This window comes from Streptomyces sp. NPDC026538, from assembly GCF_055567535.1.
In genome coordinates this window covers 284,556-301,282 of the sequence record NZ_JBVHQG010000005.1, presented here as the reverse complement: position 1 = coordinate 301,282, position 16,727 = coordinate 284,556, and the positions used below count along the sequence as shown (strand labels likewise).

Genomic DNA, 16,727 nt, shown 5'->3' with positions numbered 1-16,727 from the left:
ACGCCTCACCGCCCGCTGCAAGGAGATCGCCGGACGGGGCCTGCGCCCACCTCCGGCCCCGGCGAACCGCGCTGCAGGGGGCAGGGGCGCGAACCCGGGCCGCGGTCCGTGAGGGCTCTGGCGGACTGAGCGTCGTTCGGGCCGACGGCCGACGTGCGGGACCCGGCGGGCAGCCGGACAATATTGGTGCGGGGTGCTTGAACTCTGCTGCAGGTCCTCGTCGCAGGGTCACACGGACCTGCGTCGTACACCCTTCGCAGCCCTCCCGGTCAGCGCTCCGCGCGCGTGAGCAGAAGGGTGCTCGAGCATGGGCGGCATCGACGGACCGGCTCTTGAGAGTCTGCGTGAGGCACTGCGGGGACCCGTCCTCGCTCCGGGAGAAGCGGGCTATGACGAGGCCCGCAGCATCTACAACGCCATGATCGACCGGCGTCCGGCGGTGATCGCGGGGTGCGTCGACGTGGCGGACGTACGGACGGCGCTCTCGTTCGCCCAGGACACCGGGCTGGAGCTGACGGTGCGTGGGGGCGGACACAGCGGTCCGGGGCTGTGTGTGGTCGACGACGCGCTGATGCTCGACCTGACGCCGATGCGCTGGGTGGACGTCGACCCGCAGACGAGGACCGCGCGCGTGGGCGGCGGAAGCCAGTGGGGCGACCTCGACCACGCGACCCACACGTTCGGCCTGGCCACTCCGGCCGGGATCGTCTCGACCACCGGAGTCGGCGGTCTCACCCTCGGCGGTGGGCACGGGCATCTGACCCGCAGGTACGGCCTGACCATCGACAACCTGCTGTCCGCCGACGTGGTCCTCGCCGACGGCACGTTCGTCACCGCATCGGAGAACGACCACCCGGACCTGTTCTGGGCGCTGCGGGGCGGCGGCGGCAACTTCGGCGTGGTCACGTCGTTCACCTTCCAGCTGCACCCCGTGGACACCGTCGGCCTCGGGGTGACCGTCTGGCCCGTCGACCGCACCCGTGAAGTGCTCCAGTGGTACCGGGAGTTCCTGCCCGGTGCGCCCGAGGAGCTCAGCGGCTTCTTCGCCCTCCTGACGGTACCGCCCGGGCCGCCCTTCCCCGAGCCGATCCACGGACGGAAGGTGTGTGGCGTGGTGTGGTGCTACACAGGTGACCTGGAAGGGGATCGCTTGGAGAAGGCGTTGACCGTCGTGAACGCGCCCGGGCCGCCGGTGTTCCACTTCACCACTCCCATGCCCTACCCCGCCCTGCAGAGCATGTTTGACGGGCTGATGCCCAAGGGGCTGCAGTGGTACTGGCGCGGCGATTTCTTCGACGCGGTCCCCGACGACGCCATCGCCGTACACGAGACGTACGGCCAGAACCTCCCCACCGGCCTGTCCACGATGCACCTGTACCCGATCGACGGGGCGACCCGCCGGGTCGATGCCGACGACACGGCCTGGGCCTATCGACATGCCACGTGGTCCGGCGTCATCGCGGGCATCGACCCCGAGCCCGCCAACGCCGGCCTGGTCCGGCAGTGGTGCACCGACTACTGGAGCGATCTGCACCCCTATTCCATGGGCGGCGCCTACATCAACTTCCTTGGCGAGGAGGAAAGCGCCGACCGGGTCCGGGGTACGTACCGTGAACACTACGACCGGCTCGCCGCGATCAAGCACACTTACGACCCCGACAACTTCTTCCACGCCAACCAGAACATCCCACCCGCCACCTCGTGAGCGGCCCGACTCCAGAATGCCGGACCTGGCAAGAGCTGTGAGCGAGGCTCGACATGGGTCATCAAGCAGCGTTCACCGCCCACAAGAACCTATGCCTGCGCGCTGGACCGAGGTCGCCTTCGGGCCGGCCTCTCGGGGCGAGGATCATGGTGTGGTGAAGTGGACGAAGGAGACGCCCCCGGTCGGGCAGTCCGAGCATGAGCCCGAACTCTCGGCCTACCAGCGGGCGATGAGGAACCGACTTCTCGCGGCCCCGGTGATGCCCGCACCCGAACCCTGGCGGCCCGTCTTCGCGTACGAGTACGGCATCCCTGTGGGCGGACTGCTCGGGATCGGCTTCGCGAGGGACCCCGACAGCGGCCGCGATCTGGTGATGGTCGTCTCCTCCGACGGTCACGGTCTCTTCGACGCCGTGACCGGCGAGAAGATCGCCAGGGACCGCGACCCCGCTCCCGAGGACAGCACCCCCGACGCAGTCGCCGACCTGTCCTGCCCCGGGCTTGGGCCGATCACCGGAAGCCGCGTACGCATCGCCGGGCTCTTCGGCGGCGGGCTGCACACCACCACCGAAGACGGCTGGACCCTGGAAGTCGTCACCCCGGCCTGGCCGAACGAACGGGTCCTGCTGTCCCTTGACGGCGGACTCCCCCACGCGGGTCCGCACGGAGCGCAGTGGTGGCACATCTTCCACTCGAACTACTCCACATTCCGCGCGGCCGGCTTCTCTCCCTCCGGCCGCACGATCGCCGTGGCGACGAGCAGCGACCTCTCCCTGTGGACCCGCAGTACGGACGACCGTCATACCGACGGCAGGAAGATCCGGTTCAGGTGACGATTCAGGATCGCGGCTGCGGACTCCGGGCTGCGCTGGCCGACGAGGATGCTGGTGCCGAGTCCGGCTGACATGGCGAGCAGGCCGGACGCTTCGTCTCTCGCATCGATTCCAGGCCCGGTGAGATCGGCCTCTTGCGCCTCCCGGAGGAGCCCGGTGAGGGTGTCCTCGGCGGCATCAGGGTTCGCGATGAAGGGCTGCGCGGCGAGGGCCTCGTCGGTCACGGCCAGGACGGCGTACGAGGTGTAGAGGAAGTGGAACGTGCGGCTTTCCTCATCGGTCGGCAGCGCCGCCATCAGAAGCGCCTCGATCACGGCGCGTGGGCCCGGACTGCTCCCGGCGGCACGGACCCGGGCGGCGACCCGTGCTCCGAACCTCTCCGTCAGATGGTGCAGCCCGAAGAGCAGCAGCTTCTCCTTGGTCTCGAAGTAGTACTGGACCAGCCGCAGTGACACGCCGGCCTCCGCCGCCACATCGCGCATCCCCACGGCGTGCAGCCCGTTCCGCCCCGCGACCCTGACGAGTGCCTCGGCGATCTCGGTTCGTCGTTGTGCGTGGTCCACACGTTTCGGCATCGGTTGCGCCTCTCCTCCGTCCGGGCCGGTTGCTCGGCCGTTTTCATGATACGACTGTATCAAGTTGATGATACGGTCGTACCACGATCAAGTTGTCGCCTCTGGAGGTGCCTTCCGTGCCCGAGACCACGACCCGCGAACGCGTCCGCCCCGACGTAGGGCGATATGTGAGCGACGCCCTTCGCGAGCGATATTTCTCCGCGTGCGACGCCGTCTACGCCATGGGTGCGTCGGCTGTCGCGCAGGAGGACGTGGAGACCAGCTTCGGGACGACGCACGTCTACCGGTACGGCTCCGACGACCCGGCCGGCGCGTCGCGCACCCCGGTGGTCCTGGTGCATGGCGCGGGCAGCTGCTCCGCGATGTGGTACCCGAACACCCCGGCGCTCAGCACCGAGCGCCCCGTCTACGCGATCGACACACCCGGCGATCCCGGCCGCAGTGTTCAGCGTGAACCCATTCACCAGCCCGAACGTGCCGCCCAGTGGCTGGACGAGACACTCGCCGGCCTCGGCCTCGACCGCGTCCACCTGGTTGGTTCCTCCTATGGAGGATGGCTCGCCCTGAATCAGGCGCACCGCAGGCCCGCACGCCTCGCCTCGGTCACCCTGCTCGACCCGGGCGGCCTGGAGAAGGTCGGCCTGCGTTTCTTCGTCTGGATTTTCGTCAGCCTCTTCGCGACCTTCGCACCCAAGAGGCTGCGCCCTCGGCTGGCGGCCTGGCTGGAGCAGCCGGTCCTCGTCGTGCCGCAGCTGCGCGCGATGATCAGAGCAGGCGTCCGCGCCTACCGCATTCGCCGCCCGGCTCCACTGCCCCTGTCCGAGGAGGAACTGTCCACCATCCGCACCCCGCTCTATCTGGTGCTCGGCAAGCGAAGCCTCCTTGTGCATCCGACGCGGCAAGTGGAGCGCGTTCCGCGGCTGATACGGGGTGCCCGGGCCGAGATCGTCTCGAACACCGGTCACGGACCGCAGATCGACCACGCGGACGAGGTCAACCGCAGGATGTTGGATTTCATGGACTCGATCGGCTGACGGGTGCGGACCCGGCGCCTTCTCCGTCGCCGTCGCCGCCTGGTGGGCCCCGCGTCGGCGGACTACCGCGCTCGGCCGAGAAGCAACCGCGCGTGGCACAAGAGCAGTCCGCGGCAGGGGCAGCCGGGCTCGGCGTGGCCGCTAGGCCGGATGCCGTGTTCGAGATGCGTGCCGGTGCCGTCCCGTCACAGGATCCTGGTCATGCGGACATCTACTGTCATACGGCCCTGTCCTGTACCGGCGCGGCGCGGCGGCGCGCGTCATGCCATATCCGCGGCTCTTGCCTGCGGAGTCCTGCTGGCCGGCACCGCGGCGTGCGGTGGAGCCGGCGGGCACCGGAGTCATGTCGGTGCGCCGGGCGTCAACAACCCGGCAGCGCACGGCTCCCCCGGCCCGGAAGCGGGCCCGCCCGTTCCGGGCGTCGGAAGCCGCATGTGGAAGCGCGTGCCGGCCGACACCCGCCAGGCCGTGGTCGTCTACGGCGACGGGCCGGACTCCGCCGAGAGCACCGTCGTGCTCTACGAGAGACAGGGCGCCGCCTGGAAACGCAAGGGCAGTTGGCCCGCGCACAACGGCAGGGAGGGCTGGACGACCGACCATCGCATGGACGACGAGCGCAGTCCCGTCGGCGCGTTCTCCCTGACGGATGCGGGAGGCAATCTCGAGGATCCGGGCAGCCGCTTGCGCTACTGGTACGACGACAACGCCTTCGCGTCCATGACCGAGGACGGCGACGACCACGCCCACGACTTCGACTACGTCATCGCCATCGACTACAACCGGCTCAAGGGTGTCCCGCCGTTCGACTGGAACCGTCCCCAGGGAGTGGAGAAGGGCGGCGGCATATGGCTGCACCTGGACCACGGCGACGGCACGTCTGCCTGCGTCACCGTCCCCGAGTCGGGCATGAAGACCCTGCTGAGCACCCTCGATCCCCACCTTCACCCCGTCGTGGTGATGGGAGACCGGGAGCGGCTGAAAGCCTGACGCCCGGCCCGCAACCCAGGTGCGTGCCCGACGGGATGCCATCCGCGCAAGTGCACGTCCGGCCGGCGACCGCGGGGCCGGCCGACGACCACCGTCGGCCTCATGCGGTCCGTTGCTAAGGTCGGCGGATGACCAGTCGCAGCCGCGACCACGTCGCAGACGTCCAGAGCGTCGTGGCCGCGCACATGCCCGACTGTCGGATCGAGTCCGTTGTGCCGCTCGGCGAGGGCCTGGACAACCTGGCGTACGAGGTCAACGGTGAGCTGGTCGTGCGCTTTTGCAAGGAGCCCGACCTGGCGCGGCGGACCGCCCTGGTGGGCCACGAGGCCCGCCTGCTTGCCGCCGTCGCCGACATCTCGCCGCTGCCCGTCCCCGAACCGGCGTTCACGGTCGCGGAGCTGGGATGTCTGGCCTACCGCAAGCTCCCCGGCGTGCCGTTGTCGGACTTGCCGCGGCACCAGCGGTCGGCGCACGGCTCGTCGATCGCCGCCACGCTCGGCCAGTTGCTCACCGCACTGCATGCTGTTCCGATCGGACGGCTGGCCGATCTGGTGGACGCGGACCGCCGGCCGCTGGCCGAGTGGCGGCACGAGGCCACGGAGAGCTATGCGACGGTGGCCGGGCAGGTACCGGCGGTGCACCGCCGACCCGTCGAGGCGTTCCTGGACGCCGCACCACCGCACGAGGGGTACACCCCGACGTTCTCCCACAACGATCTGGGGATCGAACACGTTCTCGTCGACCCGGTCGCATGGACGGTGACCGGCGTCATCGACTGGAGCGACGCGGCCGTCGTCGATCCGGCCTACGACTTCGGGCTGCTCCACCGCGATCTCGGCCCTGCCGCCGCCCGCGCCGCCATCAGCGGCTACCGAACCGACGCCAACGACCTCGCGGCGCTCGGCGAGCGCGCCCTGTTCTACGCCAGGTGCAGTGTCTTCGAGGACCTGGCGCACGGCATCGAGACGGGACAGAGCAGCTACGTCGACAACAGCCTTGCCTCGATGGAGTGGCTGTTCCCGGCCGGTCCCTGCGACGGGGGCTGTGCGGCGCGGCCGTAAGTCGCTCCGTGGGCGGGTGGACGGTGGCCATCCACGACGTGACCCCGCTCACCCACGACGTCCACGCCCTGGTCGACGTCCAGGCCCTGGTCGGCGGTGCCTGGGGGGCGGGCCGACCCACCGGACGGCAAGTGACGGCCGATGGGCCGCACGGCGGCACAGGCCCCCAGCACCGGGGGCCTGTCCGCGTGGTCTGTCCGGTGGGCCGGCCCGCGGTCAGCCCTCCGTGCGGGCCGGCAGTCGCCAGCCCGGGCGCGGGAAGTGGCAGGTGTAGCCGTCCGGGTAACGCTCCAGGTAGTCCTGGTGCTCGGGCTCGGCCTCCCAGAAGGGACCGACCGGCTCCACCTCGGTGACGACCTTCCCCGGCCAGAGTCCGGAGGCGTCCACGTCCGCGATCGTGTCCTCGGCGATCCGCTTCTGCTCGTCGTCCACGTAGTAGATCGCCGAGCGGTAGCTGAGGCCGATGTCGTTGCCCTGGCGGTTCTTGGTGCTCGGGTCGTGGATCTGGAAGAAGAACTCGAGGATCGCGCGGTAGTCGGTCTTCTCGAGGTCGAAGAGGATCTCTATGGCCTCCGCGTGCGTGCCGTGGTTACGGTACGTCGCGTTGGGCACGTCACCCCCGGTGTATCCGACCCGGGTCCCGGTCACGCCCGGGAGCCGGCGGATCAGGTCCTGCATCCCCCAGAAGCATCCGCCCGCCAGCACGGCCCTCTGCGTCTGCGCAGCCATTACGGACCCTCCAATTCCTGTCAGCTCGGTCACTCGGGCTGTTCGGCTCGCACATCACCGGCGTCCCGCGCCCACTCCCCACAACGCGCGAGGACCCCGTGCGATTCCGCACCCGTCCGACCGGCCGCGCGGCCGTCGTCGCCGAGGTCGCGGACCCGTTGGAGCGGGGATCGAGCCGGGTGAGCCGCCGGCTGGTACCGCCGGGACCTGGGGCGGCCGAGGTCGCCCGGGATCGGTGCCGGGAATGGGGTTGCGTCGGTCGTGCGGCGGCGGGCTGAATGGCCCGTATGGCCGACATCCATGGCTCCTACGACGAGTTGTTCGCCGCTGTGCCCACCATGCTCTCCGGGCTGCTGGACGAGGGGGATGTGGGAGGTGCCGTCGCCGTCTTCGTGGACGGGGAGCCCGTGGTCGACGTGTGGGGCGGGTTCGCCGACGCGGGGCGGAGTGTGCCGTGGGAGCGGGACACGATCGTCAACGTGTTCTCCGTGACCAAGACGATGACCGCCCTGTGCGGGCTGGTCCTGGTCGACCGGGGTGAGCTGGATCCCGACGCGCCGGTGGCCCGGTACTGGCCCGAGTTCGCCGCGGCGGGCAAGGAGGGCGTGCTGGTACGGCATCTGCTCTCGCACACCGCCGGGCTGCCCGACTGGGAAGGGCCGACGGAGGAGTTGTACGACTGGACGACGGCCACGGCCCGGCTCGCCGGGACGGCTCCGCAGTGGGAGCCGGGGACGGCGGCCGGGTATCACTCGCTCACCCAGGGGTTCCTCGTGGGTGAGGTGGTGCGCCGGATCACCGGGCGGACCCTGGGCGAGTTCTTCGCCGCCGAGGTGGCCGGCCCGCTGGGCGCGGACTTCCATATCGGGCTGGGCGCCGAGCACGACCGGCGGGTGGCGCTCACCGTGCCGCCGCCGGGCAGGGACGAGGACTACGCGGCCGGCGCGCGGGACGGCGACGCGCCACAACGCGCCGGCGTGGCCACCCTGCGCGTCCGGGACGGCAACAGCCTCGCCTGGCGGCGCGCCCAGATCCCCGCGGCCAGCGGCTTCGGCAACGCCCGCGCCATCGCCCTCGTGCAGTCCCTGATCGCCTGCGGCGGAACCGTCGGCGGGGTGCGGGTGCTGTCGCAGGCGGGGTGCGAACGGGCCCGGGAGGTGCAGTTCGACGGTGACGACCGGGTCCTGGGCATGCCCTCCCGCTACGGCCTGGGCTACGGCCTCTTCGGCAGCGCCCTCGGCTGGGGCGGCTGGGGCGGCGCGCTGGTCTGGGTCGACCCGGACGAGCGGACGGCGATCGCCTACGTGACGAACCAGATGCGTGAACCGGCGACCGACAACCGGGCGATCGAGCTGGTCATGGCCGCGCAGGACGGAATCAAGGGGCTGCGCGGGTGAGCACCCGAGACCGGGGAGGCGGGCCCGGGGCACCGAGCAGCGGGATCTTTCTCGTCGGCGGGGGCTGGGACGCTCCCGAGGTGTACGGGCCGCTGCTGCGGGCCGCGGGCGCGGGCAGCCGTCGTATCGGGTGTGTGATCGTCGACGAGGGAGACGGGGCGGAGCAGTTCGGACGGTACGCGGGGGCGTTGCGGGCGGCCGGGGAGTGCGTTCCGGTGCCGCTGCTCGTGCCGGTCGGAGGGCGGTTCGAACCCGGGTCGTTGAAGGACGGCCTGGACGGGGTGCTGGTGTGCGGTGGGCTCACGCCTGCCTACCAGGACGCGTTCTCGGGCTGTCTGGAACTGCTGCCCGAGGTGCTCGCCGAGCATCGCATCCCCTACGCCGGATTCTCCGCGGGCGCCGTTCTCGCCGCCCGACGGGCCGTGGTCGGCGGCTGGCTGGTGGACGGCGCGCCGGTCTGTCCGCCGGACACCGCGGAGGACCTGGCCGACGTCGAGGTCCGGCCGGGCCTCGGACTGGTGCCCTTCGCGGTGGAGGTGCACGCGGCGCAGTGGGGCACGCTGGGCCGGCTGGTCGCGGCCGTGGCGCACGGCCGGGTGCCGTACGGCGTCGCGGTCGACGAGAACACCGTGCTGACGGTGGCGGACGAGCGGGGGCTGGTCGGCGGGCGTGGGCGCGTGCATGTCGTACGGCCGTCCGCTGGTGACGGGGCGGGTGCGGTCGTACGGTCGTACGCGGCCGGGGAGGCCGTGCCGCTGGGTCAGCCGCCGCTGCCGTAGGGCCGGGTGAGGATTTCCAGGCGGTGGCCGTTGGGGTCGTCGAAGTAGGTGCCGCGGCCGCCGTCGTTGGTGTTGATCTCGCCGGGGCGGTTGTGGTGCGGGTCGGCCCAGTAGGTGAGGCCGGCGTCCCGGACGCGGGTGAAGATCTCGTCGAAGTCGTCCTCGGAGACCAGGAAGGCGTAGTGCTGCGGCGGGATGTTCCCGGGGCTGTCCAGGTAGTCGAGGGTGACGCCGTTCGGCAGCGCCACCGGGACGAACGGGCCGTATTCGGGGCTGACTTCAAGACCGAGGATGTCGGCCAGGAACCTCGCCGACGCGTGCTTGTCGTGGGCGGCGACGATGGTGTGGTTCAGGTTCACGGTCATCGTGGGACCTCCTCCTGTCCAACGTACTCCCGGCGCCGGTTAAGGTCAGGCTTGCCTTAGTCGCCGATCGTGAGACCTGGTTGTGCGTGCGTCGAGAATGAAGGCCGTCCTGGCCATGTCCGCCGTGTCCGTGGTGGGCGCCCTGCTGGCCGGCTGCTCCGCCTCCGCCTCCGCCCGCGATGCCGGGGCGTCGCACGCCGACGGAACTGTCAACAAGGTCGCCGGCGCCTCCGAAGGCCCCTCCGCCGCGCCGAGCGCCCTCGCCGACGGCATGGGCTCGGACAACGAGACCGACGGCCTTTTCCCGCGCACGGTCACCCACTTCGCGGGCAGGACCACCATCAAGGCCCGGCCGAATCGGATCGCGGTGCTCTCCACCGGGCAGCTCGACGACCTGCTCACCCTCGGCATCGTCCCGACCGCCGGCACCCGCGGTCGGTGATCGTCGCCCTCGCGCTGCTCCTCTCGGCGGCTCACCCGCACGCCTCAGCTGCCGCTGGTCTGCTCGGCGTTGACGGGCGGCCTGGTGCGGGTGACCGCCGACCCGGTGGCGCGCACCCTGGTACCTCCGCTGGAGATCCCGGTGGGTGCGCTCACCTCCCTGGCCGGCGGTCCCTATCCGCTCTGGCTCCTCGGCCGGAAGCAGAGACGGTGACTCAGATCGTCGCCGTGTCGATCACGAAGCGGTAGCGGACGTCGCTGTTGACGACCCGCTCGTAGGCCTCGTTGACCTGGTCGGCGCTGATCAGTTCGATCTCCGCCCCCAGGTTGTGCTCGGCGCAGAAGTCCAGCATCTCCTGGGTCTCCTGGATACCGCCGATGCCGGAGCTGCTCAGGACGCGACGGTTGCCGAAGACGGAGGAGAGCAGGATGTGCACCGGCTCCTCCGGGATGCCGACGTTCACCATCGCGCCGTCGGTGCGCAGCAGCGACAGGTACGCGTCGAAGTCGAGCGGCGCCGACACCGTGTTGAGGATGATGTCGAACGTGCCCTTGAGGTCCTCGAAGGTCTTCGGGTCACTGGTCGCCCGGTAGTCCGTGGCGCCCAGCTTCAGGCCGTCGTCCTTCTTGCGGAGCGACTGGGACAGGACGGTGACCTCCGCGCCGAGGGCGGCGGCGATCTTGACGCCCATGTGGCCCAGGCCGCCGAGGCCGACGACCGCGACCTTCTTGCCGGGACCCGCGTTCCAGTGCTTCAGCGGGGAGTACGTGGTGATGCCGGCGCACAGCAGCGGGGCGGCGACGTCGAGGGAGAGGCCGTCGGGAATGCGGACGACGTAGTTCTCGTCGACGACGATCTTCTGCGAGTAGCCGCCGTAGGTCGGCTGCCCGTCCTTGCCCACGGCGTTGTACGTCCAGGTCGGACCGCCGCCGGTGCAGTACTGCTGGAGACCGGCCTTGCAGTTGTCGCACTCGCGGCAGGAGTCGACCATGCAGCCGACGCCCACCCGGTCCCCCACCGCGTACCGGGTGACACCCGGGCCGACCTCGGAGACGACGCCCGCGATCTCGTGCCCGGGCACCATCGGGAAGATCGCGGTACCCCAGCCCTCGCGGGCCTGGTGGATGTCGGAGTGACAGATACCGGCGAACTCGATGTCGATGAGGACGTCGAATTCACCGACCGCGCGCCGCTCGATCGTGGTCCGCTCCAGCGGGGCCTTCGCGGCGGGCGCGGCGTAAGCAGCAACAGTGGTCATGAGGGGGGTTCTCCTAGGGGTGTGTTCGTACCCGGTCGCCTTCTTCCCGGGCACACATCCAGGCTCCCTCACGCTACGTCCGCCACCCAGTCCCCGCCTCTGCGTACGTCTGGCGTGCCTACCACTGGCGGGGTCAGGTTCGCGTGCGTACGACCGTGAATACTGGACGTATGGAAGAGCAGCCCCCGACCTCCCCCTCCCCGCCGCTGGACCGGCGTGCCGAGCTCAGCGAGTTCCTGCGCACCCGGCGGGCCCGGCTGCTCCCCGGCGACGTGGGGCTGCCGGACTTCGGGCGGCACCGCAGGGTGCCGGGGCTGCGGCGCGAGGAGCTGGCGCAGCTGGCCGGCGTCTCGGTGGCGTACTACACGCGCCTGGAACAGGGCAACGGGCGGAACGTGTCGGCGGAGGTGCTGGACGCGATCGCCCGCGCGCTGCGGCTGTCCGACGCCGAGCACGCGCATCTCATGCACCTGGCCAAGGGCAAGCAGCACAAGAAGAAGGCGTCGGCGCGGCCGCAGCAGGTGCGGCCGGCGCTGGGGCAGCTGCTGGAGGCGATGGACGGGGTGCCCGCGTACATCGGGGGGCGCCGCTCGGACATCCTGGCGTGGAACGGGATGGCGGCGGCGGTCTTCGGTGACTGGTCGGAGCTGCCGGTCACGGAGCGCAACTGGGCGCGGCTGGTGTTCCTGCGGCCCGAGTACCGCGATCTCTTCGTCGAATGGGAGCAGAAGGCGATCGACATCGTCTGCCTGCTGCGTATGGACGCGGGCTGCTTTCCCGACGACACCCGGCTGTCCGCGCTGGTCGGCGAGCTCTCGGTGAAGAGCGAGGAGTTCCGCCGGCTGTGGGCGACGCACGACGTCAAGGAGAAGAGCCACGGGGTGAAGCGGTTGCACCACCCTTTGGTGGGCGAGCTGTCCCTCAGCTACGAGTCGTTCCGGATGCCCGACGACCCGGACCAGTCCCTGGTCACGTACCACGCGGAGCCTGGCTCGGCGTCGGCGGAGGCGCTGCGGCTGCTGGCCAGCTGGGGCACGGACGCGACCCGCGTCGCCCCCGCCCCCTGACCTGACCCCGGGCATGCGGAACGGCCCGCCGGAAGCAGCGCTTCCGACGGGCCGCTCGCTGTGGATCCACTCAGCGGCAGTCCGCCCAGTGGCGGTCCACCCGGTGCCCGGCCGCTCCGCGGCTACGGCTCACTTGGCGTAGTACGCGTTGTAGATGGAGATCGTCGACTTGTTGCCCTTCTTGTCGGCGATCTTGGCGTGGAACGAGATGGCCTTGCCCTTGGCCGGGTTCTTGACGGTGATCTTGCCGTGGCTGACCGTCAGCTTCTTCCAGGTCTGGCCGTAGTCGTACGACACGTAGACCGAGAGGGACTTCAGGTTGCGGCCGGCGGCCGCGCCCTCGACGGTGACCGGGAAGGTGACCGTCTTGCCCGCCGCGACGCGGCTGTCCGAGCCGGTGTTGGCGCCGAAGTGGACGGTGGAGGCGGGGAGCTTGGCCGGCGGGGCGGCGCCGGCCGACTTCTTCGAGTGGAAGGTCCAGCTGGCGTCGATCCGGGTGGAGGCGGCGGCGACCCTGACCGAGCGGATGACCGAGGTGGTCAGCTTGTACTCGGCGTCGGCGGACGGCACGGTGAAGGAGCCGTCACCGAACAGCGGGTCCTTGTTGGAACCCACCTTGGTGCCGTTGCGGTACAGGGTGGTGTTCACCGACAGGAAGTCGGAGGACCCGGCGTGCTTGGCGCTGTCCGAGAACAGCGGGACGATGCCGTAGATCTGGTTTCCGTCGCGGTACAGACCGAACTCGTTGGTCAGATGCGGACCGAAGATCGCCCTGTTGAAGGTGTTCTGGTAGCTCTTGCCCGCCTTGTACTGCTGCGGGTCGCTCGTGTAGAAGGCGTCGGCGATCGGCAGGCCCTGGGCGTCATGGCCGCTGAACTGGGCGAAGTCGAAGCCCCACAGGGCGCCGTCGACGGTGGAGACATGGACGGTACGGGCGCTGGGCAGCTTCTGCTCCCCCTCACCGCCCATCACCACGTCTTCGCCGACGATGCCCCACGGGCTGACCGAGCCGGTCTTGCCGGGAGCGGAGGCGCCGAGGGTGTTCTTGACCGTGGCGAACTCGCCGGCCTTGAAGTGCCGGACCTTGTCGCCCTGGATCTTCCTGACCTGGGCGCTGGTGGCGACGTCGTACTCCTCGCGGTCGCCCTTGGTGAACTGGCCGCTCCAGGTCTGGGTCAGACCGCTCGCGACCTCACCGCCCAGCGGGGCCATCCGGATCTTGTCGAAGGTGTCGAAGCCGACCCCGAACCCGATGCCCGCCGGGTCGTACATGTAGTCGATCGTCGCGGAGCCCGGCTTCGCCTGGGCGTCCGGCACGGTGATGTCGGCCGCCTTGGTGGTGCGGGCGTCGATGGTGACCGTGAGGTCCCTGGTGACGCTCAGCTTGGGCTGGACCAGCCAGTCGAGACCGCCGTCGAAGGTGGTGAGGTCCTTCGCGATCCAGGCGTCGAGCAGGTACGTGCCCTTGGGCACCCGGATCGTGGCGGTCCCGGAGCCGGCGGTCGGGACGGCGTAGGCGCGGCCGTCGCCGAGGCCCGAGTAGCTCATCAGGGCGGTGTTGTAGACACCGGTCGGGTTGCCGTCGCGCCCGATGTGCTTGACGGTGACGCTGTACGACTGGACCTCACGCAGCACCGCGGCCGCCGTGCGGACACTCTGGCCGTCGCCGGTCGCCGTGACGTACGCCGAGTAGGCGCCGTCGAGGGTGCCGCCCAGCTTGGTGTTGGCGGTGACGTCGACGGCGGCCGTGCCGCCCGCCGGGACGGTCACCTTGGTCGCGCCCAGCTTGAAGAAGCCGGCCGGGGCGGCCGCACCCTTGGGGTCGGTACCGCTCGCCGTGAGGCTGAGGGTGACGTCCTTGGTGCCGAGGTTGCGGTAGGTGAGCTGCTTGGTGACCGGGGTGTCGTCGGTGTGCGGCCACTGCTGCACACCGAAGTTCACCGACACCGGGTCGGCGACCACGGTCTGCTTGATGGCCTTGTCGACGGCGATACGGCCCGAACCCTGCTCGAACGGCGTGTACTTGCCGCCCTTGGCGGAGCCGGTCAGCGCGGCCTTCAGCTGCTGGTAGCCCCAGTCGGGGTGCTCCTGCTTCAGGATCGCGGCGGCGCCGGCGACATGCGGGGTCGCCATCGACGTGCCCGAGATGGTCAGGTAGCCGGGCGGGTTCTCGCCGACCTCCTGGTCGATGAGGCTGCCCTTGGCCGCGGCCGCGGTGATGTCGACGCCGGGCGCGGTGACGTCCGGCTTGATGGTGCCCTCGGCGCTGGGGCCGGTGGAGGAGAAGTCGGCGAGCTTGTCGTTGCCGTCGACGGCGCCGACGGTGAGCGCGGCGTCCGCGCTGCCCGGCGAACCGATCGACTCGGGGCCCTCGTTGCCCGCGGCGATCGCGAACAGGATGCCCTTCTCGTCGGAGAGCTTGTTGACCTCGGCTTCGAGCGGGTCGATCTCCGGGGTGTCGTAGCCGCCCAGGCTGAGGTTGACGACATCGGCGCCCTCGGCCGCCGCCCACTCCATGCCGGCCAGGATGCCGGAGTCGTCACCGGAGCCGGTGTCGTCCAGGACCTTGCCGTTGAGGATCTTCGCACCGGGCGCGACACCGGTGTACTTGCCGTGCGACTTGGCGCCGGTGCCCGCCGCGATGGAGGCGACGTGCGTGCCGTGCCCGAAGTGGTCCGAGGCGTCGGCCGCCGTGCTGAAGTTCTTGGACTCGATCACCTGGTCCTTGAGGTCCGGGTGGGTCGTGTCGACACCGGTGTCCAGGACGGCGATCTTGACGCCCTTGCCGTTGTAACCGGCCGCCCACGCCTTGGGCGCGCCGATCTGCGGCACGGACTTGTCGAGGCTGGCCTTGCGGACGCCGTCGAGCCAGACGTGCGCGATGCCGGAGGCCGCCTTGTCCCCGTTGGTGACCGCGTCCCACAGCTCCGGCGTGTCCTTGACCGGGGTCTGCACGGCGTCGGCGTTGAGCGTCTTGAGGCTGTGCCGCAGGGTGCCGGCGTCGCGGACGTCGGCCTTGGCGGCACCGGCCGCGCCCTGGTACCCGACGATGACCTTCAGGCCGTTCTTCTGCGCCTTGCGGGTCGCGGCCTTGTTCAACTCGGTGACGTCGAAGAGCCGTTGGTCCAGCTTGCCGGAGGCGACCAGCCGCACGGCGTCACCGGGGACGACGAGGGTGTGGCCATCGGCCTTGCGGATCTGGAAAGGTATGTGCTCGCGTCCTTCGGCCCGCTCCAGGCCGACGACCCGGCCCTTGGCGTCGAGGGCGACCCGGTCACCGGTGATCAGGGTGACGTGGTGCCTGCCGGCGACCGATGAAGCGGCCGCGGAGGCCGCGGCGGCGCGCTGCTCCGGCTTCGCCGACGCCGGGCTGGTCATGCCTGCGGCGAGAGCGACGGCTGCCGCCGTGGCCACCGTGGCCGCGGCAGCTCTTTTCACTTGTCTGCGCAAGACTCCCCCTGGGAGACGGTGTCCCGGGCGAATTCCCCGTTCACCCGGCCGGAGGCAGTCCCGTACGTGTATACGTCAACCCCCCGGAATACGGAGTATGCCGGGGGGTGATCAGCGGGCTCAAGAGATGAGAGACCGGTAAGAGGAGTACAGGAGAACTGTTACGCGCCGGGGTGGACACTGTTACCCAACTGCGCGGTTGTGCGCGGGAGTTCGGTGTTAGGTGGCGTCAGCCAGTGACGCACTTCACGCGCCCGCGTTCTCCTTGACGGTGATCTTGCCCTTGCGGATGGTCGCCAGCCGGGGGGCCTTCCTCGCGATCGCGGAGTCGTGGGTGACCATGATGAAGGTCAGCCCGTGCTCCTTCCACATGCGCTCCAGTACGTCCATGATCTCGTCGCGCATGCCCTCGTCGAGGTTGCCGGTGGGCTCGTCGGCGAGCAGCACCTTGGGCTGCTTGACGAGGGCCCGGGCGATGGCGACGCGCTGCTGCTGGCCGCCGGACATCTCGCCGGGAAGGTGGCCGAGGCGCTCGCCGAGGCCGACCGACGTCAGCGCCTCGGCGGCGCGTTCCCGCCTTTCCCTGGCCTTGACGCCGAGCGGGACGAGGGCGGTCTCGACGTTCTCCTGGGCGGTGAGCGTCGGGATCAGGTTGAAGGACTGGAACACGAAACCGATGTTCTCGCTGCGGACCCGGGTCAGCTTGGTCTCGGAGAGCTTGGCCAGGTCGGTGCCGTCCAGGACGATTTCGCCGGAGGTCGGCCGGTCCAGGCCGCCGAGCATCTGCAGGAGGGTGGACTTGCCGCCGCCGGTGGGGCCCTGGATGACCAGGCGGTCGCCGTCGGAGATGGTGAGGTCGATGCCGTCGAGGGCGCGGACGGTGTCCTTGCCGCGGGAGTAGAGCTTGGTGACGCTTCTGAGTTCGTACATGGTGGCTCCTGGAGGGTTTGGAGGGGGGCGGCTTCGTCATTGGCTGCGGGTGGGTGGGGGGCTGGTCGCGCAGCTCCCCGCGCCCCTTACGGGGCGCTGCAGTCGCGGGCGCCTTG

At 70.3% G+C, this 16,727-nt stretch carries 16 protein-coding genes; 10 read left to right on the top strand and 6 right to left on the bottom strand.

Features of this window, described 5'->3' with window-relative positions:
• The first annotated feature begins 307 nt into the window (after nt 1-307).
• A complete protein-coding gene (locus ACZ4N4_RS21850; protein WP_453568827.1) occupies nt 308-1,705 on the top strand; it encodes an FAD-binding oxidoreductase in 1,398 nt (465 codons plus the stop codon).
• A gap of 151 nt (nt 1,706-1,856) precedes the next feature.
• Nucleotides 1,857-2,537 (top strand): hypothetical protein, encoded by a 681-nt coding sequence (locus ACZ4N4_RS21845; protein WP_467591147.1) that lies wholly within the window; start codon nt 1,857-1,859, stop codon nt 2,535-2,537.
• Here ACZ4N4_RS21845 and ACZ4N4_RS21840 read toward each other — a convergent pair.
• The gene (locus ACZ4N4_RS21840; RefSeq protein WP_467591144.1) at nt 2,504-3,112 is read right to left on the bottom strand and encodes a TetR/AcrR family transcriptional regulator; all 609 of its coding nucleotides are present in this window, start codon (nt 3,110-3,112) and stop codon (nt 2,504-2,506) included. The genes ACZ4N4_RS21845 and ACZ4N4_RS21840 overlap by 34 nt on opposite strands.
• 116 nt (nt 3,113-3,228) lie before the next feature.
• Between ACZ4N4_RS21840 and ACZ4N4_RS21835 the strand changes: the two genes are divergently transcribed.
• From ACZ4N4_RS21835 to ACZ4N4_RS21825, 3 genes are all read left to right on the top strand, one after another.
• Nucleotides 3,229-4,146, top strand: coding sequence for an alpha/beta fold hydrolase (locus ACZ4N4_RS21835; protein WP_453568833.1), 918 nt, complete (start codon nt 3,229-3,231; stop codon nt 4,144-4,146).
• 432 nt (nt 4,147-4,578) lie between these two features.
• Nucleotides 4,579-5,133: a hypothetical protein gene (locus ACZ4N4_RS21830; protein ID WP_453568835.1), complete on the top strand. Its 555-nt coding sequence runs from the start codon at nt 4,579-4,581 to the stop codon at nt 5,131-5,133.
• A gap of 128 nt (nt 5,134-5,261) precedes the next feature.
• Nucleotides 5,262-6,194 carry a phosphotransferase family protein gene (locus tag ACZ4N4_RS21825; RefSeq protein WP_467591140.1) on the top strand — a complete coding sequence of 311 codons (933 nt, stop codon included), beginning with the start codon at nt 5,262-5,264 and terminating at the stop codon, nt 6,192-6,194.
• Between the two features lie 216 nt (nt 6,195-6,410).
• On the opposite strand, the gene msrA is transcribed toward ACZ4N4_RS21825, so the two are convergent.
• Entirely contained in the window at nt 6,411-6,923 is a 513-nt protein-coding gene (gene msrA, locus ACZ4N4_RS21820) for a peptide-methionine (S)-S-oxide reductase MsrA (RefSeq protein ID WP_467591138.1), read from the bottom strand.
• A 287-nt stretch (nt 6,924-7,210) separates the two neighbouring features.
• On the opposite strand from msrA, the gene ACZ4N4_RS21815 reads away from it, so the two are divergent.
• Complete coding sequence (locus ACZ4N4_RS21815; protein WP_467591135.1) at nt 7,211-8,320, top strand: serine hydrolase domain-containing protein; 1,110 nt, start codon at nt 7,211-7,213, stop codon at nt 8,318-8,320.
• Entirely contained in the window at nt 8,317-9,099 is a 783-nt protein-coding gene (locus ACZ4N4_RS21810; protein ID WP_467591133.1) for a type 1 glutamine amidotransferase family protein, read from the top strand. Before ACZ4N4_RS21815 ends, ACZ4N4_RS21810 begins: the two co-directional genes overlap by 4 nt.
• Here the strand turns inward: ACZ4N4_RS21810 and ACZ4N4_RS21805 are convergent.
• Nucleotides 9,081-9,464: a VOC family protein gene (locus ACZ4N4_RS21805; RefSeq protein WP_467591131.1), complete on the bottom strand. Its 384-nt coding sequence runs from the start codon at nt 9,462-9,464 to the stop codon at nt 9,081-9,083. The two genes, ACZ4N4_RS21810 and ACZ4N4_RS21805, sit on opposite strands and share 19 nt — an antisense overlap.
• A gap of 115 nt (nt 9,465-9,579) precedes the next feature.
• Between ACZ4N4_RS21805 and ACZ4N4_RS21800 the strand changes: the two genes are divergently transcribed.
• Together ACZ4N4_RS21800 and ACZ4N4_RS21795 are read left to right on the top strand one after the other, a co-directional pair.
• Nucleotides 9,580-9,906, top strand: a complete 327-nt coding sequence (locus ACZ4N4_RS21800; protein WP_467591128.1) for a hypothetical protein — start codon at nt 9,580-9,582, stop codon at nt 9,904-9,906.
• 84 nt (nt 9,907-9,990) lie between these two features.
• Nucleotides 9,991-10,119 carry a hypothetical protein gene (locus ACZ4N4_RS21795; RefSeq protein ID WP_467591817.1) on the top strand — a complete coding sequence of 43 codons (129 nt, stop codon included), beginning with the start codon at nt 9,991-9,993 and terminating at the stop codon, nt 10,117-10,119.
• Between the two features lies 1 nt (nt 10,120).
• On the opposite strand, the gene ACZ4N4_RS21790 is transcribed toward ACZ4N4_RS21795, so the two are convergent.
• Nucleotides 10,121-11,164, bottom strand: a complete 1,044-nt coding sequence (locus ACZ4N4_RS21790; RefSeq protein ID WP_467591125.1) for an NAD(P)-dependent alcohol dehydrogenase — start codon at nt 11,162-11,164, stop codon at nt 10,121-10,123.
• Between the two features lie 170 nt (nt 11,165-11,334).
• Here ACZ4N4_RS21790 and ACZ4N4_RS21785 point away from each other — a divergent pair, with 170 nt between their 5' ends.
• On the top strand, nt 11,335-12,231 hold the full coding sequence (locus ACZ4N4_RS21785; RefSeq protein ID WP_453380618.1) for a helix-turn-helix domain-containing protein: 897 nt from the start codon (nt 11,335-11,337) through the stop codon (nt 12,229-12,231).
• Between the two features lie 129 nt (nt 12,232-12,360).
• Here ACZ4N4_RS21785 and ACZ4N4_RS21780 read toward each other — a convergent pair whose 3' ends face one another.
• Together ACZ4N4_RS21780 and ACZ4N4_RS21775 are read right to left on the bottom strand one after the other, a co-directional pair.
• Nucleotides 12,361-15,669 (bottom strand): S8 family peptidase, encoded by a 3,309-nt coding sequence (locus ACZ4N4_RS21780; RefSeq protein ID WP_467591121.1) that lies wholly within the window; start codon nt 15,667-15,669, stop codon nt 12,361-12,363.
• 258 nt (nt 15,670-15,927) lie between these two features.
• Nucleotides 15,928-16,611, bottom strand: a complete 684-nt coding sequence (locus ACZ4N4_RS21775; RefSeq protein ID WP_453568851.1) for an ABC transporter ATP-binding protein — start codon at nt 16,609-16,611, stop codon at nt 15,928-15,930.
• Nucleotides 16,612-16,727 lie beyond the last annotated feature (116 nt).

Coding starts and splice junctions, on each gene's coding strand:
- ACZ4N4_RS21785 (WP_453380618.1), top strand. CDS start 11,335: ATGGAAGAGCAGCCCCCGACCTCCCCCTCCCCGCCGCTGGACCGGCGT.
- ACZ4N4_RS21850 (WP_453568827.1), top strand. CDS start 308: ATGGGCGGCATCGACGGACCGGCTCTTGAGAGTCTGCGTGAGGCACTG.
- ACZ4N4_RS21825 (WP_467591140.1), top strand. CDS start 5,262: ATGACCAGTCGCAGCCGCGACCACGTCGCAGACGTCCAGAGCGTCGTG.
- ACZ4N4_RS21805 (WP_467591131.1), bottom strand. CDS start 9,464: ATGACCGTGAACCTGAACCACACCATCGTCGCCGCCCACGACAAGCAC.
- ACZ4N4_RS21800 (WP_467591128.1), top strand. CDS start 9,580: ATGTCCGCCGTGTCCGTGGTGGGCGCCCTGCTGGCCGGCTGCTCCGCC.
- ACZ4N4_RS21830 (WP_453568835.1), top strand. CDS start 4,579: ATGTGGAAGCGCGTGCCGGCCGACACCCGCCAGGCCGTGGTCGTCTAC.
- ACZ4N4_RS21815 (WP_467591135.1), top strand. CDS start 7,211: ATGGCCGACATCCATGGCTCCTACGACGAGTTGTTCGCCGCTGTGCCC.
- ACZ4N4_RS21790 (WP_467591125.1), bottom strand. CDS start 11,164: ATGACCACTGTTGCTGCTTACGCCGCGCCCGCCGCGAAGGCCCCGCTG.
- msrA (WP_467591138.1), bottom strand. CDS start 6,923: ATGGCTGCGCAGACGCAGAGGGCCGTGCTGGCGGGCGGATGCTTCTGG.
- ACZ4N4_RS21840 (WP_467591144.1), bottom strand. CDS start 3,112: ATGCCGAAACGTGTGGACCACGCACAACGACGAACCGAGATCGCCGAG.
- ACZ4N4_RS21775 (WP_453568851.1), bottom strand. CDS start 16,611: ATGTACGAACTCAGAAGCGTCACCAAGCTCTACTCCCGCGGCAAGGAC.